Origin of the sequence: Caballeronia sp. LZ032 (genome assembly GCF_031451315.1) — a bacterium.
Taxonomy (GTDB): Bacteria; Pseudomonadota; Gammaproteobacteria; order Burkholderiales; family Burkholderiaceae; genus Caballeronia.
Window position 1 is genome coordinate 1222954 of sequence record NZ_JARUXP010000002.1, and the last position, 22256, is coordinate 1245209.

Annotated in this window: 16 protein-coding genes; 8 read left to right on the forward strand and 8 right to left on the reverse strand. The window is 61.3% G+C overall.

The window, feature by feature from the left end:
- The first annotated feature begins 225 nt into the window (after positions 1-225).
- Positions 226-1419, forward strand: a complete 1194-nt coding sequence (locus QCE69_RS21200) for a GNAT family N-acetyltransferase (protein ID WP_309922760.1) — start codon at positions 226-228, stop codon at positions 1417-1419.
- Between the two features lie 114 nt (positions 1420-1533).
- On the opposite strand, the gene QCE69_RS21205 is transcribed toward QCE69_RS21200, so the two are convergent.
- Positions 1534-2265, reverse strand: coding sequence for a Crp/Fnr family transcriptional regulator (locus QCE69_RS21205; protein WP_309815229.1), 732 nt, complete (start codon positions 2263-2265; stop codon positions 1534-1536).
- An 875-nt stretch (positions 2266-3140) separates the two neighbouring features.
- Here QCE69_RS21205 and QCE69_RS21210 point away from each other — a divergent pair.
- Positions 3141-3848, forward strand: a complete 708-nt coding sequence (locus QCE69_RS21210; RefSeq protein WP_309932767.1) for a methyltransferase domain-containing protein — start codon at positions 3141-3143, stop codon at positions 3846-3848.
- A gap of 47 nt (positions 3849-3895) precedes the next feature.
- On the opposite strand, the gene QCE69_RS21215 is transcribed toward QCE69_RS21210, so the two are convergent.
- The 3 genes from QCE69_RS21215 to QCE69_RS21225 are packed head-to-tail and all read right to left on the reverse strand — an operon-like array spanning position 3896 to position 7811.
- The gene (locus QCE69_RS21215; RefSeq protein ID WP_309922764.1) at positions 3896-4774 is read right to left on the reverse strand and encodes a polysaccharide deacetylase family protein; all 879 of its coding nucleotides are present in this window, start codon (positions 4772-4774) and stop codon (positions 3896-3898) included.
- The gene (locus QCE69_RS21220; RefSeq protein WP_309922766.1) at positions 4771-6489 is read right to left on the reverse strand and encodes a cellulase family glycosylhydrolase; all 1719 of its coding nucleotides are present in this window, start codon (positions 6487-6489) and stop codon (positions 4771-4773) included. Before QCE69_RS21220 ends, QCE69_RS21215 begins: the two co-directional genes overlap by 4 nt.
- Positions 6490-6497: 8 nt before the next feature.
- Entirely contained in the window at positions 6498-7811 is a 1314-nt protein-coding gene (locus tag QCE69_RS21225; protein ID WP_309932768.1) for a hypothetical protein, read from the reverse strand.
- A gap of 469 nt (positions 7812-8280) precedes the next feature.
- Here QCE69_RS21225 and QCE69_RS21230 point away from each other — a divergent pair, with 469 nt between their 5' ends.
- Genes QCE69_RS21230 through QCE69_RS21240 form a run of 3 tightly spaced genes read left to right on the forward strand, consistent with a single transcriptional unit; the run spans position 8281 to position 12192 of the window.
- Positions 8281-9747, forward strand: coding sequence for an oligosaccharide flippase family protein (locus QCE69_RS21230; protein WP_309932769.1), 1467 nt, complete (start codon positions 8281-8283; stop codon positions 9745-9747).
- A gap of 32 nt (positions 9748-9779) precedes the next feature.
- Positions 9780-10907: a glycosyltransferase family 4 protein gene (locus tag QCE69_RS21235; protein ID WP_309932771.1), complete on the forward strand. Its 1128-nt coding sequence runs from the start codon at positions 9780-9782 to the stop codon at positions 10905-10907.
- Positions 10908-10959: 52 nt separating this feature from the next.
- Entirely contained in the window at positions 10960-12192 is a 1233-nt protein-coding gene (locus QCE69_RS21240; RefSeq protein WP_309922776.1) for a glycosyltransferase family 4 protein, read from the forward strand.
- A 57-nt stretch (positions 12193-12249) separates the two neighbouring features.
- Here QCE69_RS21240 and QCE69_RS21245 read toward each other — a convergent pair whose 3' ends face one another.
- The 4 genes from QCE69_RS21245 to QCE69_RS21260 form a co-directional block, all read right to left on the reverse strand.
- Complete coding sequence (locus QCE69_RS21245; protein WP_309922778.1) at positions 12250-14616, reverse strand: polysaccharide biosynthesis tyrosine autokinase; 2367 nt, start codon at positions 14614-14616, stop codon at positions 12250-12252.
- A gap of 305 nt (positions 14617-14921) precedes the next feature.
- A complete protein-coding gene (locus QCE69_RS21250) occupies positions 14922-15080 on the reverse strand; it encodes a hypothetical protein (protein ID WP_309932773.1) in 159 nt (52 codons plus the stop codon).
- Positions 15081-15122: 42 nt separating this feature from the next.
- Positions 15123-16292: a glycosyl hydrolase gene (locus QCE69_RS21255; protein ID WP_309932774.1), complete on the reverse strand. Its 1170-nt coding sequence runs from the start codon at positions 16290-16292 to the stop codon at positions 15123-15125.
- Positions 16293-17309: 1017 nt separating this feature from the next.
- Positions 17310-18527: a glycosyltransferase family 4 protein gene (locus QCE69_RS21260; protein ID WP_309932776.1), complete on the reverse strand. Its 1218-nt coding sequence runs from the start codon at positions 18525-18527 to the stop codon at positions 17310-17312.
- A 1423-nt stretch (positions 18528-19950) separates the two neighbouring features.
- Between QCE69_RS21260 and QCE69_RS21265 the strand changes: the two genes are divergently transcribed.
- From QCE69_RS21265 to QCE69_RS21275, 3 genes are all read left to right on the forward strand, one after another.
- The gene (locus QCE69_RS21265; protein ID WP_309922785.1) at positions 19951-20271 is read left to right on the forward strand and encodes a pyrimidine/purine nucleoside phosphorylase; all 321 of its coding nucleotides are present in this window, start codon (positions 19951-19953) and stop codon (positions 20269-20271) included.
- A gap of 92 nt (positions 20272-20363) precedes the next feature.
- Positions 20364-21389 (forward strand): type IV toxin-antitoxin system AbiEi family antitoxin, encoded by a 1026-nt coding sequence (locus QCE69_RS21270; RefSeq protein ID WP_309932778.1) that lies wholly within the window; start codon positions 20364-20366, stop codon positions 21387-21389.
- Positions 21367-22251, forward strand: a complete 885-nt coding sequence (locus QCE69_RS21275) for a nucleotidyl transferase AbiEii/AbiGii toxin family protein (protein WP_309932780.1) — start codon at positions 21367-21369, stop codon at positions 22249-22251. Before QCE69_RS21270 ends, QCE69_RS21275 begins: the two co-directional genes overlap by 23 nt.
- Positions 22252-22256 lie beyond the last annotated feature (5 nt).

Sequence of the window (22256 nt, forward strand, 5' to 3'; positions counted from 1 at the left end):
CAAAAGCTTACGAATAATTGCGTAAATTCGTTTATTCCAAAGACAAAATGCCATTATCTTTCGCTTTCTGCGTGAAAAGCACTGATAGTTGGCCGACAAGTCGCCGTCACCCCGAGTAAATTCGTAAAAGGCATGAACTGGCGGAAAGGACGCGAGCGAGACGTCCGCCGCCGGAGCATCCGTGACGGGCGCAGTCGCGCCCGCGCATCGGGTCTCGGGGATTCAATGAACGACCATCACGACCAAACACGACTTGAAGTGGTTTGCGACGAACAGGGTTTCCTCGCGCTCGAACGCGAATGGAATGCGCTCTGGCTCAAGGCAAACGGACGGTATTTCCAGCGCTTCGACATCTGCCTGCTCGCCTGGCGGCACGTCGCCGCTGCTCAGGGAAGGAAGTTGCATTGCATCGTGCTGCGCGAGAACGGCGAACTGCGGCTCGTCTGGCCGCTCGTTTCGTGGCGGCGCTTTCTCTGGACCTATTTGCTGCCGCTCAGCCCGGATGCCGCCGACTACACCAGCGTGCTCGTCGAGGACGGACCGCGCGCAGCGGGCATGATCGAAGCGGCGTGGCGCCTCGCCTGCGCGAAATGCAAGGCGGACTTCGTGCATCTGCCGTATGTGAACGAAGGTTCCGAGCTGCATCGCATCGCGCTTCGCGAACGGCACGTGCTGGGACGTTCGCGCCACGAGTCATGGGTCGCGCAGCTGCGCGACGAAACCGACTGGGCCACGTACTGCCGATCGCTCGGCACCATGAACGGCAAGAAGCCCGGGCAGCTGGAACGGCGTCTCGCGAAGGAAGGTGACTTGCGCGTGCGGATGATCGAGCCGTCCGATGTAAGCACGATCGATCAATGCGTGCGCGCGATGCTCGCGTGGAAGCGCCAGTGGGGCGAGCGCACCGGCAAGCAGGGCGTGTGGCTGTTCTCGTCGCATTACCAGACCTACCTGATGGCGACGCTGACCAAGCCCGGCGGCTTTCCCACGGGCGAACCGCCTGCGCGTCTGATTGCCGTCATGCTCGGCGACCAGCCGATTGCCGTATCCATCATGAGTCACGGCAATCCGCTCGCCAACGCGGTGATCGCCAGTTTCGATCCGGCCTACGGCAAGTTCGGCGCCGGCGCGGTGGCGTGGGAACACGCGGTGAAGTGGGCGCTGGAGCAGCACTACGACATCGACTTCGGCGTCGGCTCGGAGCGCTTCAAGACCTACTGGGGCCGTGGCAACCGCAGCTATGCGTGGTCGATGCAGATCGGCAACTCGGCGTGGGGCGTGATCGGCCACGGCATCGTGCGAGCGCTGCGCGAACTGTACCTGTGGCTCAAGGGCGGCATGCCCGCTACGCGCGGCGCGACGGCACGCGCAGGCGAAGGGCCCGACGGCACGGCGACGATGGAGAATCTTGGGAAGTGAACTGAGCGGGGCGCGCTTGCTTCTTTGCCGGCTTCAATGCCCTACGACGGACGGATCCGCTTCATCCACCGATGACGCGAGCGGCCTGCGCCGCTCCGTCACGGTCTCTCATGCTTACACCAGCGCTTCGACCTGACGACGCGGCAGCATCCGGTCGAATTCGCGCTTGACGATGCCGTAGCATTCGCACGCACGCTCTTCCAGGCCCGCGCGGTCCAGCACCTTGATGCAGCCGCGGCTGTGATGAATCAGGCCCGCGTCATGCAGCTTGCCGGCGGCTTCGGTCACGCCTTCGCGACGCACGCCGAGCATGTCCGCGATCATCTGTTGCGTCACGCGCAGCTGGTCCGACGGGGTGCGGTCCGTCTGGATCAGGAGCCAGCGGCACAGTTGCTTCGACAGCGAGTGGTGACGATTGCACGCAGCCGTCTGTGCGACTTGCGTCAGGAGGGCTTGCATATACAGCAGCATCACGCGGCGCAGGAAGTCGGAGCGGCCGAAGTGCTCGCGCAGTGCGCCCGCGCTCATGCGATACGCGAAGCCGGAGCACTGGACCTGCACGCGCGTCGGCATCGTGTCGCCGCCGGTCAGGACCGGCACGCCGGACATGCCTTCGCGTCCGACTGCCGCGACTTCGACCGAACCGCCGTCTTCCATCGTGTGGAGCAGCGAGATGATTGCCGTCGTCGGGAAATACACGTGATGAATGCGCTGGCCCGAGTCGCAGAGGAGTTGCTCGGTGCGCAACTGGACGAGTTCGAGATGCGGCGCGATGGCCTGCCATTCTTGCGCCGGAAGCGCGCCCAACAGGTGATTGCCGTGCAGATCCGATTGAAGTGTCAACATGTTCTTATGCTCTTTTCTCTGTGCGCTTCTTTGCGCCTGATTTTTTTCTGGCCCCCAGCGGCTTCGCGATCAATTCTGTGTCGATCGTCGAAGCCGCTGTGACCAGCCCCGTTGCACTTGGCCGCCGCTGCTTCTTGTGGTTTTGGATCGCGGCGGCCTTCGTGCTTGGTCATACATTAGCGAGAGGTGTGCCAGGCCACGTTCTGTATGGGGTCTGTGTGTGTTTGCGTCCCGACGCCCGAATGCGCGAACAGGGGCCGAACAAAAATGATTCAGACGTGAACAGTGACGTTCATACCGTAAGCGCACAGACCCCCGCAACGCGCTAACGTTTTCGTCTGCTGAATGGCCCGTCAGGCGGTGGATCAAGGCACCGGCAAGAATTGCCGCCGGGCTCGATTGCGAATGCCGGAGCCCCTTTCACGACGTAACAAGCGTTTTGCGAAAAACGTTGCATTCGTGGATACCGTTTGGAGGGGAGATTCCGACTGCGTCGCCGCACTGAGTTCCGGGAGCCTTGTGCGGCGGGGCCCGGGCGGATTTCATTTCGTTTCGTGCACGGAGCCACCGGCCGCTCACACCGAACGCAAGGTTCGTCAAAAAATGTTGCATTGCGTACACGATTGCGTGTTTCAGGCGGACCGACGCTTGCACCGATGGCCCGCAGCGCCTTGCTGGACGCGCTTTCCGGCAGATTTACCGCCACGCATATCCTCCGACCAGAACTCCGTTCGATGGCGCACGGACGGCGTCGAAAGCGGGAGGCATGCTCGACCGGCACTTTCATTCATCCTCCCCGCGCCGGTCGACCGTGCGTCGATCGCTGTCCCTCGATCAAACAGCTTCCCGCGCAAGCGGAACGTCTGGAGACTGGAATGTCGAATGCGAACTTCTATGAAAGCGGAGAGTATTGGACCGGCAACAAGTCCTCGCACGATCAGGACGCGGAGTACAAGTTCAGCAATGCCGTGCGGATCCTGAGCAAGAACGGCATCAAGCCGGAGTCCATCCTGGACGTAGGATGTGGCGGCGGCAAAGGAACCGCCCTGCTGGCGCAGGAATACAAGGTGCCGACGCTGGGCATCGACATCTCGCCGCAGTCGATCGCCGACGCGAAGAACGAATTCCGCCACCCCAATCTTGAGTTTCGCGTGACCGAGCTCCAGGACATCGATCAGCACGTCGACCTGGGCATCATGTTCGATGTCTTCGAGCACGTCGACGACTATCTCGGCTTCCTGCGCACGGCGCGTCCCAAGGCGAATTACTGGCTGTTCAATATCCCGCTGGACATGAACGTCGCCTCGTTGCTGACGCGCGGTTACCTGGACCTGCGCAAGTCCGTGGGCCACCTGCACTACTTCTCGACGCGCAGCGCGCGGGCCACGCTCGAAGACAGCGGCTTTGGGATCATCGACGATCAATTGCCCCTGGCCTTCATGCAGCGGCTCAAGACGGGCGTGACGGTGCGTTCAGCGCTCGCCGTGGCGCCCCGGCTCGCGCTCTCGATGATCAGCGCGGCGCTGGTCGCCGACGTCCTGGGCGGCGTCTCGATGATGGCGCTGTGCAAATCAACGCGCTGAGTGCTGTCTGGAAGGCGCGCGAGTGACGCGCGCCTTCACTTCACCCGTCACATCTGCGGCATCTTGCCGTTGAAGCTGCCGCTCGCCATGTAGCGCAGGAACAGCGGGATGCCCGAGAGCTTGGCGGCGAACCATGGAATCGACGCTTCGTCGTCCACCGGGATGGCCTTCAGCGAAAAGCGGTCGGTCCGCTGATCGTTCCAGCCGACATCGCAGGTTCGCGCCGTCCGATACCCCGCCGCCCGCAAATACGCGATCTCGCGCTTGCCGTAGCGTCCGTTCGGATACGCGAAGTGCAGGCAGTCCGCGCCCACCAGGCGTTCGACTTCCTGACGGGCCGCGCTGATCTCGACCTCGCATTCGGCGTCGTCGCAGCACGGCAGCACCGGGTGAAAGCGCGTATGCGACTGGAAGTCCACCCACGGTTTCATCGCGGCGATGTCTTCCGCCGTCAATGCGCTTGCATGGCCTTCCGCGAGCGGCGAGAAGCCATGTGCGCGCAGCCGCGACAGGCGTTCCGCATTCGACAGCCGCCTGAGCCGCGCGACGCCCTCGCGCGCCGCGCCCTCGTGCTGCCACCAGAATTGCCGCTGATTCGCCACCACGCCGCTGCACACGAAGATCGTCGGGCGCACGTTGTGTTTCCTGAACACAGGCAGCAGCTTCGCGTTGCCCGCATTGCCGTCGTCGATGGTGATGACCGCGCGCGGCCTGCCGTTCGACGGCCGGTCGATCTCCGCCAGCGGGATGATCTCGCAGATCGTCGCGAGATAGCTGAGATGCCGGTCCAGCGATTCCGGACTCGGGTCGTGATACAGCAGGATCGCGACCTTGTCGCGCCAGAACGTCCTCCGCACCATCGCGCACGCGCCGCTCCATAACAGCGAACGCGCCATCAGCTCGCGCACCATCCTCTTCGGGTTCATCGCCTGTTCTCCTCGCTCATCAATGCGGGTCGATGCTTCTGTTCCTGGTCCTGATGTCCTGGCTGTTGCGGCTGCTTCGGCAACAGATAGCGCGGCAAGGGCCCGACCGGCCAGTCGAGGCCTTTGTCCGCGACCGTGACCGCCGTCTCGCGGCCGTCCCAGTTGCGTTGCACGTAATCGCCCGCCGGCAGCGCCAGATGCACCGAGTCGCGCTTCGCCACCGACCATCCGCTGATCACCGGGCTGTCGTTGCCGGTGCCGCCACCATATTGATAGACCTTGATGTCGGCGCTATCGACCCATGCCTTGCTCCAGGCGCGATCGCCCAGCGTCGCAGACCACACGGCGGCAGCGGCGAACGCCGGCTTCGGCGAGAGATCGGCGCGCACCAGGCCGAAGTTGTTTTCCCGGTCGTCGGGGTCGGTGCCGTCGTCCACCAGGTCGTACCAGCAGACCCCTCGCGCCGTGTTGAAGCGGCGCGTCAGAAGATAGGTGCGGAGAAAGTACGCGGCCTGCTTCGTCTCGTTCTGCTGCTTCGACACCGGCGCGCTCGGCCAGCCGATTTCCGTCACCCACACCTGCAGGCGCCGGCCGTCGCTGGGACGGTTCTTCGCCGTCAGACCGCTCAGATAAGGCCAGATGGTCATCATGCTGACGGGCTTGACCGGCGACTTGTCCCCGTCGAAGCCCACCTCGGGCGCGGCCGGATACATATAAGGATGAATGCTGAAGCCGTCGTTGTAGTCGATGGCGCCGGCTGCGCGGATCGCGTTGAAGCAGGCATCGACGGGAACGCCGCCCCATTCGCCTCCGCAGGCAATCACGCCCGCCTGCCGATCCGCCTGCTTGATGACCGGATAGACGCGCTTCAGCAACTCCACATAAGGCGAGTAGCCGATCAGGATCAGGCGCGGCTCGTTCCAGACTTCCCAGTAATTGACCTTCCCCTTGTAGCGCTTGACCATGGCATCGGCATAACGGGCAAACGCATCGCGTGCGGCGGCGGTCATCGGGAAGCTGAGCTTCTCCTTGAACAGCTCGGGGTAAGCGACCGGATTGCCGTAGTCCAGCAGCACGAGCGTGGTCAGCCCCATTTCATGCGCGAGTTTCATCGACTCATCGAATTGCGCAGGAAACATGAACACACCGGGCTTTTTCTCGATGGTGTCCCACGTCAGCTCGCCGCGAATCCACGAGAAGCCGGCCGACTTGATGATGGACAGCAGCGTGGCCGGCGCGTTGTCGCCCTGGTCGAAGTTCGCGCCCACGCCGAAGTCCGCCGGACCCAGCGTGGTCCGGTGCGGCAGCGCGGCGAGATTGATCTGCCGACGCGCGAGCGTGGCGCCATTCGGTGAAAGCAGTTGCACGTCCAGCTGATAGAAGCCCACCGCAGGCAGATCGGCCTGCACGGTCACCACGGCGGACAGCAGCACGCTTCCCACCATCTGCCGCCACGATGCAATGGGCGTCAGCACCGGCACGCCATCTTCCTGATAGCCACGCAGGCTCAGCGCCAGGTGCGTGCCGGTCAGCGCCTGATTGCCGTCGATGGCCAGCCGGATGCTCTTCTTGCCCGCCCCCTGGCTGAGCAAGCCCTGGACGGGGTTCTGCACCGTGAAGCTGATATCGGCGTCCGCCGCCTGCGCGCTCAGGGCGACGAGCGCGCACATCCATGCCGCGATCACGCGCAGCACCACGTTCCGCCAGCCTGCCACCGCCCTCCTCATGAGCGCGATCCCTGCCCGGCGTGCCGGGCCACGACGGGCGGCGCGGCCTGAGGCGGACTCATGTCGAAGGACGTTCCCGCGAACCGGTATTCGCGCAGCCTGTGATACGCCATGCCGACGAACGCCCAGGGCGCGAGATAGGCGAACTCGGGAACCGACATCATCATCATCACGAAGACGGCAATCAGCGAGATGCGCAGCGCCTGCGACCGTTCGGAGCTGTCGAGCCTGAAGGCGGGATAAAGGAACAGCCAGCTGAAGAGCGCGACGCCAAGAATGCCATTGTTGACCAGCAGCGTGGACGCCATGTCGGTGGAGCGGATATAGCCGAAGCCCACGCCGACAATCTGATTGGCAAGCGGAAGCGACGCCCAGAACTCGATGCTCGCCATGAAGTTGCCGAAGCGTTCGGCGCCGGAGTCGTTGCGGCCATTCACCTTGTCGATGATGCCGTGCTCGAAGAAGTCGCCGATGTAGTTGCGGAACACGTAGCACAGCAGCACGAGAATCAGCAGCGAAAGCAGGACGCGCAGGACATCGATCCTCATGCGCGATGCCTTGACCGCCGCGAAGCACAGGAGACCGACGAGCGCCGTCGTCGACACGGTCAGGACCAGCGACAGCCCGATGATGCGGGCGGGCCACGGCGAGCGGGACACGGTGCGCGCATACACCCAATAGGGAAAGATCGAGAACACGTACATGGACGGTTCGCCGGTCAGGCTCTTGATGCGGGCGAACGTGTGTCCCGCGAGGTCCACGGTCTGGAAGGCGATCGACATCACGTCGTTGGTGCCGAGATCGGAGCCGAAGCCCCGGTTGCTGATGACGTCGCCGGACACGCCGAAGATAAGGAAGTACACGAATTCATACAGGCCGAACAAGGCCATCAGCACGCCGCCGGCGATAAAGGGTTTATCCCAGCTTTTGTCGTAGAAGAAAGAGACGAAAACACCGAACAACACGATCACCATCAGATAGAGCGATTGCGTGAAAAGCGAATTGCGCAACACGAACGATCGATCCAGCGGATTGACCAGCACCACACCTTTGAAGCGAATGGTGTAATCCACCATCATGTCGGCGAGCTGGCTGCCGGAGAAGAAGAACAGCCATAACAGAAAGGCCATGGCCAGCGTCGTGATATAGCGCGCGCGCAGGTTTGCTCCCGCCAGCATCACGACGAGCGGAGAAAGAAAGCTGAACAGGAAACCTGGAACGGTTCCCTGAATGGACGGAATCACCAGCACCGACGATATCGGGATGAACAGCGCCCAGACGGTGAAATAGCGATTGATCGTAGGGTTCATGTCCTCGTTCCGGCGAGCGAATGTGAAGTCGAGTCGTGTCGATGAACGGGGCTGCGCGGGCTAAGGGTACAGCGATTCAGCAGAGGTTCTATGTACGTTTTCGCACCGACTCATTTCCCGTTTCACGCGGACATGTAAAGACGGCGCGTTGCTCAGGAATCCATCTGGTTTCAGTAATTTTCGATAAGCCTTGAATGCATTCATATTATTCAGACAAAGCCAATCCGCAATTAATTCATAAGAAATAAACCGGCATGCTTTGCACGTTGTTTTTCTATTCCCGGCGCTTCGTACGAACTCGCACATAAGCCAAAAAGTCGCTCACGTAGCATTGCCAAGTATTTTTATTCGAAGCGAATGAGCTGACGAATCACTTTATCTACGCTGTCTTTTCGACCGGCTGCCAGCGCGGCTCGTCCCGACGCTGATTGCGGGCATTCGGGATACGACGAAGTACCACGGAGACGCGATGGACAAAGCCATCTTTCGTAACTTCGCCATCAATTTCACGGGACTGATTCTGCCGACCTTCGTTTCGCTGGTCACGGTTCCGACTTACATCAGGCTGCTGGGGCTCGAGCGCTACGGCATCATTGCGCTCGTCGGCGTGTATATCGCCTATTTCGCCATGCTCGATCTCGGCATGGGCATCGCGACGGAAAACCGCATCTCCCGCGCGCATCTGTCGAATAACGAGCTTCCCATCGACCGCGTCTTCTGGAGCGCGGTGTGGACCAATCTCTGCACGGGGATCGCGGGCGCCGCGATCATCTACGGCGCCGCCCTGCTGTATGTGCATCACATGACGTCGCTGCCGCCGGCCTTGCAGGGCGAACTTCACGATTCGTTGCCGTGGCTCGCACTCTGCATTCCGGTCGCCAATCTCTCGGCGGTATTCGTCGCCTCCATTTCAGGCGCGCAGCGCTTCGGGATTCTCAACACGAGCCAGACGGTCGGCACCTTCGTCGAGCAGTTGTTGCCCATTGCCGTGGTCCTGCTGACGCGTCCCAGCCTGCCCGCCGTGCTCGCCACCATCACGCTCGTCAGGCTCTGCACGCTCGTAGCGCTGGGCGTAGTTGCCGTGCGCGTGCTGCACATCAAACGCGTGCTGGGCCCGCGCCTGTCGACGATCCGCAACCTGTTCGGCTATGGCGGCTGGATCATGCTCACCACCGTGATCGCGACGATCATGGAAACGCTCGACACGGTGATCCTCGGCATGGTGATGGGCGCGCGCTACGTCACCTACTATTCCGTGCCGCAGAACCTGGTCTCACGGCTCAGCCTGCTGCCGCTTTCGCTGACGCGCACGCTGTTTCCCCGCCTCGTCGCCTGCGAGCGCGCACACGCCGACGAGATCGTGCAGAACTCGCTCAGCTTCCTCACTGCGCTGTTCACGCCGATCGGCATCGTCGCGATCTTCGCTCTCGGGCCGTTTCTCGACGTGTGGATCGGCCATGACCTGTCGGCCGTGTCGTCGCCCGCCGGACGCACACTGGTGCTCGCGGCGTGGATCGTCGGGCAATCCAACGTGCTTCGCGTGCTCGTGCAGGCGCAGGCGAACGCCGCGACCCTCGTGCGGCTCGGGCTGATCGAAGTGCCGTTCTTCGTCGGTTGCCTGTGGATCGCCATATCGAGCTTCGGTCTGCTCGGCGCGTGCGTGACCGTGGTCATACGCGGCTTCGTCGATTACGGGATTCTGATTTTCCTCTCGCGTGTCGGCGCGAAACGCGTCGTGCCCGACATGCTTTCGCAACTCGTCTTCCTCGTCCTGAGCCTGGTTCTCGCCAACACCGTGGGCAGCCTTGCGCTGCTCGCCGCAACGGGCCTGCTCATGCTCGCGGCCAACGCCGGCTTCTCGCTCTACAAGTCGTCCACGCTGCGCGACATGGTGCTCGGCGTACTCATGAAGCTGAGCATGAAGCGCAGTGCCTGAGCGGTCATTCCGCAAACGTGAGGTCGAATGCAATGAAGATCGTGCACCTGGCGAATCATGCCGAGAAGATCGGCAACGGCATCGTGAACGTGATGGTGGACCTTGCCTGCCTCCAGTCGAAGGCGGGGCATCAGGTTGCCGTGGCGTCTTCCGGCGGGCGCTTCGAGGCGCTTCTCGCACGACACGGCGTGCGCCATCTGACGCTGCCGCAAAGTCCGCGGCCGTGGCGCGTGCCGGCCATGCTGTGGGGCTTTCGCAGGGTGATCGCGGAGACGCGTCCCGACGTGGTCCACGCGCACATGATGACGGGCGCGGTACTGGCGCGCATCGGCCGGGGGCGCACGCCGTACACCTTCGTCACGACGATCCACAACGAATTCCAGCGCGCGTCGAACCTGATGGGACTGGGCGATCGCGTGGTTGCCGTGAGCGAGGCCGTGGCCCGCTCGATGGCACAGCGCGGCATTCCCGAAGCGCGGCTGTGCGTGGTGCGCAACGGCATCATCGGTGCGCCGCGCTTCGAGCGTGAAGGCGCGACCGTGCCGGTGCCAGCCTTGCATCGGCCGAACCTCGTCACCGTGTCGGGATTGTATGAACGCAAGGGCATTCATGACTTGTTGCACGCGTTCCGGCATCTGAAGTCGCGTGTCGAGCAAGCACAGCTCTATATCGTTGGCGATGGGCCGGACCGCGCGAAGCTCGAAGCGCTCGCGCTGGAACTCGGCGTGAAGGACAGCGCGCATTTCCTCGGCTATATCGCGGATCCCCGGCCTTATCTCGCCCAGGCCGACGTGTTCGTGCTGCCTTCGCACAGCGAGACTTCGTCGCTTGCCATCATGGAAGCGCGCGAGGCCGGTTGCGCGATCGTGGCGACGAACGTCGGCGGCATACCCGAAACGCTCGATCAAGGCGCGGCCGGCATCATGGTTCCGGTCTCGGATCGCATCGGCTTGGCGGGCGCCGTCGAGCGGCTGTTGCTGGACGACGAGAGCCGCCGCACATGGCAACTGCGCGCAGCGCAGAACCTCGATGCCTTCTCCGCTCAGCGCGTATGCAACGAATACATGCAGATCTATGCGGGGGCAGCGGCGCTGCACCGGACGCCATCGATGAAGGAAGCCGCGCACTTCGCCGATGGCCACGACATGCCCGGCCGATGACCTTCTTAGAAGCCGTATTGCACGCGCCCTCCCGACCCTTCGAGCCACGAACATGAACACGCCCGAACTCGATCGACTAGCCCTTCCCCTTGTGCCCACGGCACGGGATGCCGCACCGGAAGACACTCGCACGCGGACCGTGCTGTTCGTGGATCAGGCCGGCGAACTGGGCGGCGCGGAGTTCGCCTTGTTGCCACTGGCCGCCGCCTGTGCTTCGCGTGGCGAGGTCGTGCTGCTTGCCGAAGGGCCGTTTCGCAACCGGCTGGAAGCGGCCGGCGTGCGCGTGCAGACGCTCTGCAACGAACGTGTCTCGGGCATCGACCGGGAAGCCATGCGCCTCGGCTGGATCCGCGCGCTGCCGGCCATCCTCGCGCAGATCCGCTCGATCGCGCAGGTGGCGCGCCGTCACGACGTGCTGTTTCTCAACACGCAGAAAGCGCTCGTGCTCGGTGCGCTCGGGGCGCGCCTGCATCGGCGGCCGGTGGTCTGGTATCTGCATGACATCGTGTCGGCGGATCACTTCGGGCGCGTGCAGCGGATGCTCGTCAAGTGGATCGCGCGTCATGCCGTCGACAGCATCATCGCCAATTCACGCGCCAGCGCGGACGCGCTCGTGGCGCTGACGGGACTGCGCGCCGATGACATCACCATCGTGCACAACGGCATCGATACCTCGGCTTTCGCGCAAACCGATGCCGGCGATATCGGCGCGCTGCGCGAGCGGCTCGGACTGCCGCGCGATGCGTGGCTTGCAGGCTTGTTCGGACGCCTCGCGCCCTGGAAAGGTCAGCACATAGCCATCGAAGCGCTTCCGCGTCTGCCCGAAGTCAATCTCGTGCTGGTGGGCGCGGCGCTGTTCGGCGAAGACGCGTATGAAGCGCGTCTCAAGCAACTCGCGCAACGTTTGGGCGTCGCGAATCGAGTGCACTTCGCGAACTTCCAGCACGACATGCCTTCTTGGATGCAGGCCATGGACGTGATCCTCCATACATCGACCGAACCGGAGCCGTTCGGCCGCGTCATAGTGGAAGGCATGGCGGCGGGACGGCCCGTGGTTGCGTCGGCGGCGGGCGGTGTCGTGGAAATCATCCGGCATCTGGAGAACGGCTGGCTGGTCAAGCCCGGCGATCCCGCAGCGCTGGTCGAAGCCATCCGCGTGATTCGCGCCGCGCCGGAGTTCGGGCAACGGCTCGCCGAGCGCGCGCGCGACGACGCACAGCGGCACTTCTCCCTCGATCGTTATGTGACTCAGATGACGAGCGCAATCGCCGCCGTCAGGCGCTGAAGACGTACTCGCCGCTTGCATTGCAGGGAGCCACGATGCGGGCTCCCTTGCCTGGCGTTACTTCGCGCGCCCCGGCGTGGCCGCCGCGTACGAGCTCACATAGTCATAACTGCGCTTCTCGCTGCGACGGCGCGGCATCGCATTGAAGATCGCACCGACCACCCGCGCACCCGTACGGTCCAGGCGCTTGAGCGTCTCCTGCAACTCGCGCTGGGTCTGCACGGACGGACGAATCACGAGCACGGTCGAACCGGCGTGAGCGGCAATGATGCTCGCATCGGTGGCCGCGAGAATGGGCGGCGTATCGACGATGACGAGGTCGTAGGTCGAGCTGAAGAGCTTGAGCAACTCCAGCATGCGCGGCGTCGACAGCAGCTCCGACGGATTGCACGGATACTCGCCGGCCGGAATGAAGGACAGGTTGTTCACGCCGACCGGGCGGATCGCCTCATCCCACTCTATCTTTCCCGCCAGCAATTCCGCCATGCCGCTGGTCTTCTCCTGACCGAAGCGCGCGGCAAGATGGCCGCGCCGCAGATCGGCGTCGATCAGCAACACGCGCTTGCCGGTCTCGGCCTGGAGCACTGCGAGATTCGCCGATACAAAGCTCTTCCCCGTGCCGGGCGTCGCGCCCGTCATGATGAGGATGTTGTTGGGCGCATCGCTGATGTCGAATTGCAGCGCGGTGCGCACATTGCGCAAGCCTTCCAGCGAGAGGTCGTCGGGCCACTGCATCGCCAGCACGAAACGCTTCGCGGCTTCGCGTGCATCGGAAGCGGCAGCCGCGTCCTCGGTCACGGGCTCGCGAGGCGTGGACTTGAGTCTCGCGAAGAGCTCGCTGGCCATGGTCTGAACGTCGTGGCTGCGCGGCATGACATTCGACGCAAGCAGCGGAACGGGGCTGCCGCCCTTGTTCACGCGCGCCTGCTCGTTGCTGAACAGCACCGTGCCGAATACCGGCAGATGCAGGCGCCGTTCGACGAGATCCGGATCTTCGACACCCGACGAGACCTGCCGGCGCACGAACAGGAAGATCAGCGCGACAACCGTGCCGAGCACCGCGGCCATCAGGATGATCAACGCACGCTTCGGCTTGATGGGCACGGAAGGCCGCAGCGCACTGTCGATGATATGCACGTTGCCGATCGTGCCGGCCTGCGTCACGGCCAGCTCGTTCGACTTGTTCAACATCGCGACGTAGATCTCTTCGGCAACCTTCATGGAGCGCGTCAGGTCCGCGGACCTGCGTTCCGAGGTCGGCAGGTTGGTGAAGCGCGCTTCGAACTTCTGCTTCGCGGCCTTGAGCAACTCGATCTGCTTGTCGACGGTGCGGACTTCACGCGCGTCCGGCACATAGTGGTTCAGCAGTTCCGCACGCTGGACGCCGAGCGTGGCAATCTGCCGGTCCAGGTCGATCGATGCCTGAAGATAAGAAGCGTATTCGGTGCTGGGCTGCATCGACCCGGCGGTGATCTTGTACTGACTCAGCTCCGCTTCGGCATTCTTCAGTTCATCGCGCATGCGCGGCAATTCGCTGTCGACGAACGCGCGCATCCGGCTGGCTTCCTCCCGACGCTGCGCGATGTGCAAGGTGATATAGGTCTGCGCGATGGCATTCGTGACTTCAGCGGCCAGCGTCGGATCGCTCGTCTCATACGAAATCTGCACGACGCCCGTAGCCTTGCCCAGTTCAGTCACGCGCAACTGGCGCGAGAAACGCTCGATGGCGTTGAGCTCGTTGTAGCGCACGACCGTGAACCGCGTGTCGGGCCGCGCATCAAGGCTCGTCACCAGCATCGTGACGCCGTTGCCGGTGGCCTGCTTGCCCACCTCGCCTTCCACCAGCACACGGCCCGCCGCATCCTGCAGGCGATAGCGATTGTGCTCGAGCGCCGCGAACATCATCGGCTTGTCTTCGAGCTTGGGCGGCACGTCGAGCGTATCGATCGCCACGTGTTCCCCGCCCCACGCATACGAGTCCAGACCGAAGAAAGCGGGCAAGGGTGTACCGGGCGTCGCGAATTTCTCCGTGATGGTGCCCAACACCGGCATCTTCTTCGGCGTCACCGAAACGAACAGCCTGTATTCATCCAGCACCGGGCCGAGCACCTTGCGGCTCTGGATGATCTGCATCTCGGCGTCGGTCGGCAGGGTTCCCTGGAGCACCTGTGCCTGCTGTTGCGATTGCGGCGTGACGCCGAGCCCGTTGGGATTGGGCATATCCACTTGCAGGACGGCATCCGCGGAATACGTCGGCGTGGCGAGGAAGGCGTAAATTGCCGCGCCTGCGACCGCCGTGGCAATGATGAGAATGACGACTTTGAGGTTATCCGTAATCAGCCGCGACAACTCGGCGGCGGCCGCCCATGTTTCATCTCCTGCGCGCATCAAGGCGGGCCCAACGTCGATTCTTCGCTGTTCCATGTTCGTCTTTTCCTGTTCACACGGCCTTTCGAAACAGTTATCCCGCTCGGCGAGTCGCCTGCGGATGAGCGAAGCTTGCGAAACCAACATGCGCGGCACGGGAATGCCGCAATCGAAGCACCGGCCGATGACATCGAAACTGCCTTAATGCAATGTCATGCCGGAATGGGAACAGATTGAACGTATCGTTCGATGAGCCGGGCGATACGCATGAGACGATTCGTCAAACGATTGCATCCGAAAGCATCGCGCAACTTATGGAGTCCGTATGTTGCGAAACGCACGGACCCCGTCGGCGCCATAACTTACGACGAAACGATTACCGGGTTTTTGATTGAACCGTCAATGAGGATGAGCTTTTCGTTCAGTTGATGTACTGATTGAAAATCCGGTGGTTCGGAGGTAGTGGCCTGGCTGCGCAGACGAGCAGCCGTTCCCTTTTTATCATTTTCTGCGGCGCGCATGGGCACGCCGCATTTGCTCAGGGAACGGTGCGCGATTAAAACTTACTTCGGATTCGCTGCGATGAACGCCTTGACCTTGGCGTAGCTGGTCTTCTGGGTCTTGCCGTCGTCCTGGATCACGCCGTAATTGCCGTCGCCGCCATTCGATGCGTCGTCATACAGCTGATACAGCTCCGTGCTCTGAATGTTGTATTTCGCGGCCAGCGTGGCGAAATCGCCCAGCATCTTGTTGCCGACGATATACGAAGCAATCGTGCTCTGCGAACCCATTTCCGGACGTGCGCCGTATTCCGTCAGCCAGATCGGCTTTCCATACGAAGCCATTTTCTGCAGGGCGTTATAGCAACCCGTGCCGCCGCAGGCATTTTCAATATCGCCCATGTCCGAATACCAGTGGAACGCGACTGCGTCGACCTTCGGAATCTGGTGGCCGCTCGAGCCATCCGGACCCGTGCCGCCGAGAAGCATGTCGTCGAAGCCAAAGTGCAGCCAGCTGATCGAGCTGAGGATAATCGGCGTAGTGGTATCGACCGAGCGAATGCCGTCGATCGTGCCGTTAATCACGCCACGGCCCTTGGAAAACCACGTGTTGTCGTAGTCGGAAGGCTTGTTGCCGTCGCCATTGCCGACCAGCGCCGCGTTTTCCATTTCATTACCGACTTCATAGACGGGTACCGAGCCCTTCATCGCGGTTGCGCTCGCCTTGCCGAGTGCATAGGCGCGGTTATAGGCATCGGTTTCGTTGCTGCCCCAGTCCGAGTTATTCGGTCCGATCGTCGGGTAAATCGTCACGCAAGGGCCGGAAGTGGCTTTGGCCTGCTTTGCAAACGCAGCGACGTTGTTGGCGCCCCATTGATCGATGACGTCGTTACGGTAAAGCGCAAAACCGAGATCCTGCACTTGCGCAATCTGGGTGGCGAAGCTGCTTTTCGAATAAGCGCCGCCCATGTTCAGGTGGCCGTTGATGCCGTAGAACGTGGATCGGGTGCCCGTCGAGCAGGTGACGGCCGAAGGCGTGGCATTGGTTCCGGTTGCCTGAATGCTCTTGGTCGTGCTGTGGTTGCGGGCGCGATTCTGCACGGCTGCCGGCGAATCGGCGGCGTTGGCGACTGCGTCGGGGCCGCTGGTATCGGAACCGCCGCCACATGCGGCCAAGGTCAGGACAACAGAGGAAATGGCAAGCGATGAGAGGAGTAGTGCGGGCTTTCTCATGAGATTACGTATGACCAATTATCGGATTGAAAACAGCGCGCGAACGAGACCCTCGGGAGTCGTGCCCCGATAAAGATCAAGAACCGCATGACCTGCGAAGGAAGACCGTTCGCGCGGCGACCGGCCTACGAACCTGGCGCGAAGCCGGCAGCGCAAACGTTTGCGATGCCATCCGCTATGGAGAAGGATTCGGCGCGACGATCAGGGACTGCGTTAGTCGTGTCCCATGTCGCATCGGGGCGTTCAAGGTGCCCAACACGTTCGAATACAGTCGCCAAGACAACGGCAGGTGTCCGAATAATACTGACCATTGGCCGTTACAGTCCGTAACCGAGATGTATCCGGCTGTAACTTATGATAAGACCTGTAATAATATTATAAGTAGTGGTTAGCCCGTGCTATTTAGGGCGACCCGGCCCCTTTATTAGGCCTCCATAGGTATTCTTCAGATGTTATCACATGCCGCCGGAAGGTTCGTTCCGGCTTGATTTAAACCCTTCTGAAGCGCTCCCGGCAAGGCTCTGGACGACGTCCGTTGCCTTCCGCTTAGCGCTTCGTACCCTTCACTACTTAGTTATCTTTATTTCTCATATCAGCAGTTGATTTTAGGTTTTCAGGCCGAGACCGCTTCCGAACTTTGTGCTTTTTGCTTTTTGTACTATGTAAAGACATAACCTTTTTATACCGATCAGCTTTTATTGTTTCAGCATTAAGAGGTAATTCATACCCGGCCTTGGGAATGAAGAAATAGCTGAAAAAACGCGATTTAATCCGATCGTTCGGAGAGATCCGCACTGCGGGGAGAGAAAACTGAATCGCGGAGGGCGAGAGAAAGGAACGTCCGACCGTTCGGCCAGGTCTGGCCGTCTTGGGTTTGAACTGACAAAGGAGGGAACTGCACTACCCGAAGCGGCTGGGTTCGATTGTTTCGATCCAACCGTTTTTTATGCGCTCGATTTGAATGAGTATGCGCTGGCGCTGCACTTGGTCTCCTGCACCTGCCCTGCTCCGATGGTTTTACCCGATCAGATGTGACACTTGCGGTGTAATTTCCGGTTCCGAAAGCACAATCGGTTCGTTCAGCAGAGTGCGGTTGTTACGGCGGCATCCCTGCAGCTCCGCCTGAAACTGTGCAAGACGCGTCGTCACGAACGCCTGGAACAGCGCCCTGAATTGGTCCGCGCTGAATCGCTCGGCATTGTGCCGGCAATTTGCCGGCTTGAACAAATGCGAATTGCATTCGAAGAAATCCACGGCACCGCGCAACGACTCCCACGTCTGCTCAGGGAAGAACACCCCCGTTGGCCGATCCTCCGGCAACGGAATCACCGATTCCAGCGCGCCGCCCTTGCCATACGCGATGACGGGCGTGCCGCACGCCTGCGCTTCCACCACGGAAATGCCGAAATCTTCTTCAGCAGCAAACACGAACGCCCGCGCTCGCTGAAGATGATCTTTCAAGACCTCGAAAGGCTGGTAGCCAAGCAATTGCACATTGGGACCCGCAAGCGCTTTCACTTTGCGCATTTCAGGCCCGTCGCCAATGACAATCAGGCGCCGTTCAGGTGTTTCGGAAAACGCCTTGACGATGAGATCGATACGCTTGTAAGGCACGAAGCGCGACGCCGTGACGTAGAAATCTTCCTTGTCTTGCCGCATCGGAAGATGACTTACATCGACCGGTGGATAAATCACCGTCGCATCGCGTCCATAGAATTTTCGAATTCGCCTCGCGACAAATCCTGAATTGGCAATGACGTGATCGATTGCATTAGCCGTGCGGGCATCCCAACCGCGAACGTAATGCAGCAATACGCGCGCGACCGCGGATTTCAATCCTTTGCTGATGCCGGCTTCTTTCAGATACTGGTGCTGGAGATCCCATGCGTAACGTATTGGCGAATGGACGTAACTCACATGAAGCTGATTTGGTCCGGTGATCACGCCTTTGGCAACCGCATAAGAACTCGATATCACCAGATCATAGCTGGATAGGTCCAGCTGTTCGATTGCAATCGGCATGAGCGGCAGGTAGTTGCGGTACTGCCGGCGCGCAAAAGGCAGTTTCTGGATGAATGACGCACGAACCGGACGTCCGTTCAGACAGGTTCTATCCTTCAGAAAGTCGACGATCGTAAAGATATCGGCCTTGGGAAAGCAATTGACAATCTGCTCCAGCACTTTTTCGGCACCGCCGGAAACGACGAGCCAATCATGAACGATGGCAACTTTCATGCGTTCCTCGCATTCGGTGAAAACTTATTTTCAGAAATCGCGGGGTTGCTGAACGGCCTGTATCTGTTTCCCTCCAACCTTCCAGTTCGGGTTCCGAATTAATAATTAAGAACGTGTTTCGGTTTTCGGCGACGAGCTACACGTCCCGCGGAACACGTACGGCTTTCGATGCACATAATGCCCGCGAGCCCTTTGGACCACACGGGCGACTGGCAAACGTAAAATCACGCGAATAGAGGATCACGGTTCCGGAGGAGCCTTTATTCGATACTGCATGGCGCGCCCCATACCGGACTGTGGGATAGCGCACACAGATATTTCTTTCATTTGTCTGAGTTGGAAGAATTTCGTTTTCCTGCATATTCGTTAGTGAAGACATTGGGTTTTCCACTATTCATCTGTCTATTGTTGAGATCGATAAATTGACATCAAGCTGACTGATTGCTGACTTGCCATTCCATAGGAAAACTGAATCTCTTTGAGTGAGCGTTATCGGCCAGGCCGAAGAAGCTCATCTCCGGATACGGATTGGGCAAACACTGTTTCTGGATGGAAAGACGATCGATATGTCCGCGACGAAGCTGTAAGCGACGTCTGGAAATAAAGCTTTTTCTTTCCGTGGGTGAAGCTTATCCAGGCATTGATAGCCTGCTGATCACACCGTGAATGCGCTTCTTCCTGACACCGGGTTTTCGGCGACAGTTTGAACGCCGCCCGGCAGCAACGAACAGATTGGAGGCGTGCGACGCATGGCTTTCGGGATGTATCGTCGCAACGCATGGCGACGATACGCAATGGCTCGATCCTGCCACGGCGGGCAGGGTTCGCGACTCTTTCCCGACGCTTGCGCCGCCGGGCAGTGGCGATGGTTTTATGGCCCTCTCTCTCACGTTCGGAATCCTGAGTTATTGATCTGAAGATCGGATTTCCTGATCCGATGGAAGCGCTGACTCGAATCGTCGCAAGCCGCACCGACGATCAAACTTCAGTCGATTTCATCGTGCGATTATTACGTCCGAAAATCGTTGTTACGGTTTACTAACCTTTTGAACCGCACGTTCGGTATGTAATTACCCTCTCGCTTTTATCCGTCGGAAAGAATGCTATTCGGACAAGAAGCTTAACAATGTGCGAGCGCGCACATTCTTGGGCAGGCATGTTTTGTCAGAGGTTTTTCGAATTTTCTTTATTAGCCGATCACGCCCATTCGTAATGAAGCCGGACAACGGGGAAGGCGGATTTCCATTCGAAGATCGCGTTCCTGCCCAGCCCGACAAAGCGGACATTCATTCCGCAAAGATCGAATCAAGGAGTCTCATCGGAGGATTGCTGCCGACATGGCGCAAGCCTGTAAGATGGCGGACCGCACGAATGCATGCTGCGTGCTTCATTCTTATCCCGTTGGACTTCGAGGATTTTCGCCATGACGGCTGCAACGCAATTCGACCAGGTTTCCGTTATCAAACGCGCCAACGTCTACTTCGACGGCAAGTGCGTATCGCACACAGTCCTCTTCGCGGACGGCACGAAAAAGACGCTCGGCGTGATTCTCCCGGGCCAGCTCAACTTCGGCACCGACGCCCCGGAATTGATGGAAGTGCAAGCCGGCTCCTGCCGCATTCGCCTGGACGGCAGCGAGGATTGGCAAACCTATGGCGCGGGCGAGTCGTTCTCGGTGCCGGGCAAGAGCCGCTTCGACATCGACGTCACTGAAACGCTCGACTACATCTGTAGTTATCTCTGACGTCTCCCGTACGCGCTGCAGTGCCTCTGTCCAATTTTTTCGTCTGTCCACGTTTCGTGTACACTGCTGAAAATTGGACAAATGGACCTTTCATGGCAGCGCGTGTCGAGCCTCGACGAGAACATCTCGAGCACATGGCGGATGCAGCGGCGGCGGCCTTCAGCAACGCCACCGGGCTGGTGGCGCGCCGCGTGAAAACGCCCAGGGGCAGCCCGCAGGATGCCGCCATCGAATTTCGCGCCGGCGCCATGCGCTTCAGGCGACTTGTGGTCGTGCGCGAAACCGTCGACCGGTTCAGCGCCCTTACGGTCGCCGCCGCGGCGCACACTGAAAGGCTGACGCTCGTCACCACCCATCTTTCGCCGAACATGATCCAGGCATGCCGGGAACTCGATATCGATGCGCTCGATCTCGCCGGCAACGCCAGTCTCATCGAAGGCAATTGCGTCGTGATCGTTTCGGGGCGCCCGCGTGTCGCCGAAAGCCGGACGCGCCGCGTCAGAACCTGGACCCGATCCACCCTGCGCGTCACGCTCGCCTTGCTCGTCGATCCTTCCCTGCTGGAGCGCGCCTATCGCGATATCGCGCAGACCGCGGGCGTCAGTCACGGCACCGTGCAGAACGCGGTGCGTGCGCTGCTCGAACATCGCGATCTGATCGAACGTCCGGACGGCGGCGGCCTGCGTTTCGCGGATCGCGAACGGCTGATCGACGAATGGGTCACACTCTATCCGCGGCAATTGCGCGAATCGCTCGTGCTGGGACGCTATCGTGCCGATTCGAACGACTGGTGGCGCGATGTCCCCGAACTCCCCGGCCAATGCCAGTTCGGCGGTGAACCCGCGGCCGCCATCCTGACCGAGTATCTGAAGCCGGCCAGCGTCACGGCATACTGCGCGGAGACCGTGCCGCGCGAGTGGCTCATGAAGGCGCGGCTGCGTCCGGATCCCGCCGGCAACGTCGAGTTCCTGCGCGCGCCGGTCAAGCTTGCACCTGTGGAGGGACTGCCGCCGAACGTGGTCGCCCCGCTGCTCGTCTATGCCGATCTGATGGCGAGCGGCGATCCGCGCAATCTCGAAACCGCGAGGATGCTGCGTGAACGCTATCTTGCCGCTTGAACTGCTGCCGCATCGTCCGCTCGCCGCACCGGTCGCGGCGATGCTGCGCGAAGTCGTCGCGGCGTCGCGGGCCACGGGCATTGCGTGGTTCGTCGGCGGCGCGAGCGCGCGAGACCTGTTGCTGACGCATGTGCACGACATCGAAGCCATCCGCGCCACTGCTGACGTGGACATCGGCATCTCGATCCAGAGCTGGACCGGCCACGACGCGCTGCGCAGCACGCTGATCGCCTCGGGTCATTTTCACGCGCCGAAACGCTCGGCGCATCGACTCGACTTCAGCGCGCCGCATACCGGCGAGCGCACCTGGCTCGACATCGTGCCCTTCGGCGGCGTGCAGGACGAACACGGCGAGATTGCGTGGCCGCCGGATCAGTCGGTGCGAATGAATGTCGCGGGCTTCCGGCAGGCGCTCGAAGCCGCCCTGCCCGTGCGCATTGCCGCGGATCTGATCGTGCCGGTGGCGTCGCTGCCCGCGCAGGCGATGCTGAAGATCGTCGCCTGGCAGGACCGGCACGCGTCCGACCGCAAGGACGCCATCGACCTGTTGTTCCTGATGGCGCGCTACGCCCAGGCCGCCCAGCTCGACCGTCTTTACTACGATGCCTTCGATCTCGTCGAGCGTCACGGCCACGATCCCGACATCGCCGGCGCGGCGCTGCTGGGCCGCGATACGGCGGCGCTCGCGACCGGCGATGTGCGAGCGCAACTGCTCGCCATCCTGCGGGTGGACGACCCCGCGCCGCCGCTGCTCGACCACATGCTCGGCTCGCGCATTCCGGTCTTCGACGCCGATACCAGCGAACGCATCGCCGCCCTCTTCGACGCCTTCCGCCATGCCTTCAGCGAAACCGCGCCGTAGCGCGA

Excerpts from the sequence above, each read along its gene's own strand:
- QCE69_RS21200 (WP_309922760.1), top strand. The coding sequence starts at position 226 with ATGAACGACCATCACGACCAAACACGACTTGAAGTGGTTTGCGACGAA.
- QCE69_RS21205 (WP_309815229.1), bottom strand. The coding sequence starts at position 2,265 with ATGTTGACACTTCAATCGGATCTGCACGGCAATCACCTGTTGGGCGCG.
- QCE69_RS21210 (WP_309932767.1), top strand. The coding sequence starts at position 3,141 with ATGTCGAATGCGAACTTCTATGAAAGCGGAGAGTATTGGACCGGCAAC.
- QCE69_RS21215 (WP_309922764.1), bottom strand. The coding sequence starts at position 4,774 with ATGAACCCGAAGAGGATGGTGCGCGAGCTGATGGCGCGTTCGCTGTTA.
- QCE69_RS21225 (WP_309932768.1), bottom strand. The coding sequence starts at position 7,811 with ATGAACCCTACGATCAATCGCTATTTCACCGTCTGGGCGCTGTTCATC.
- QCE69_RS21230 (WP_309932769.1), top strand. The coding sequence starts at position 8,281 with ATGGACAAAGCCATCTTTCGTAACTTCGCCATCAATTTCACGGGACTG.
- QCE69_RS21235 (WP_309932771.1), top strand. The coding sequence starts at position 9,780 with ATGAAGATCGTGCACCTGGCGAATCATGCCGAGAAGATCGGCAACGGC.
- QCE69_RS21240 (WP_309922776.1), top strand. The coding sequence starts at position 10,960 with ATGAACACGCCCGAACTCGATCGACTAGCCCTTCCCCTTGTGCCCACG.
- QCE69_RS21245 (WP_309922778.1), bottom strand. The coding sequence starts at position 14,616 with ATGGAACAGCGAAGAATCGACGTTGGGCCCGCCTTGATGCGCGCAGGA.
- QCE69_RS21250 (WP_309932773.1), bottom strand. The coding sequence starts at position 15,080 with ATGCGCGCCGCAGAAAATGATAAAAAGGGAACGGCTGCTCGTCTGCGC.
- QCE69_RS21255 (WP_309932774.1), bottom strand. The coding sequence starts at position 16,292 with ATGAGAAAGCCCGCACTACTCCTCTCATCGCTTGCCATTTCCTCTGTT.
- QCE69_RS21260 (WP_309932776.1), bottom strand. The coding sequence starts at position 18,527 with ATGAAAGTTGCCATCGTTCATGATTGGCTCGTCGTTTCCGGCGGTGCC.
- QCE69_RS21265 (WP_309922785.1), top strand. The coding sequence starts at position 19,951 with ATGACGGCTGCAACGCAATTCGACCAGGTTTCCGTTATCAAACGCGCC.
- QCE69_RS21270 (WP_309932778.1), top strand. The coding sequence starts at position 20,364 with ATGGCAGCGCGTGTCGAGCCTCGACGAGAACATCTCGAGCACATGGCG.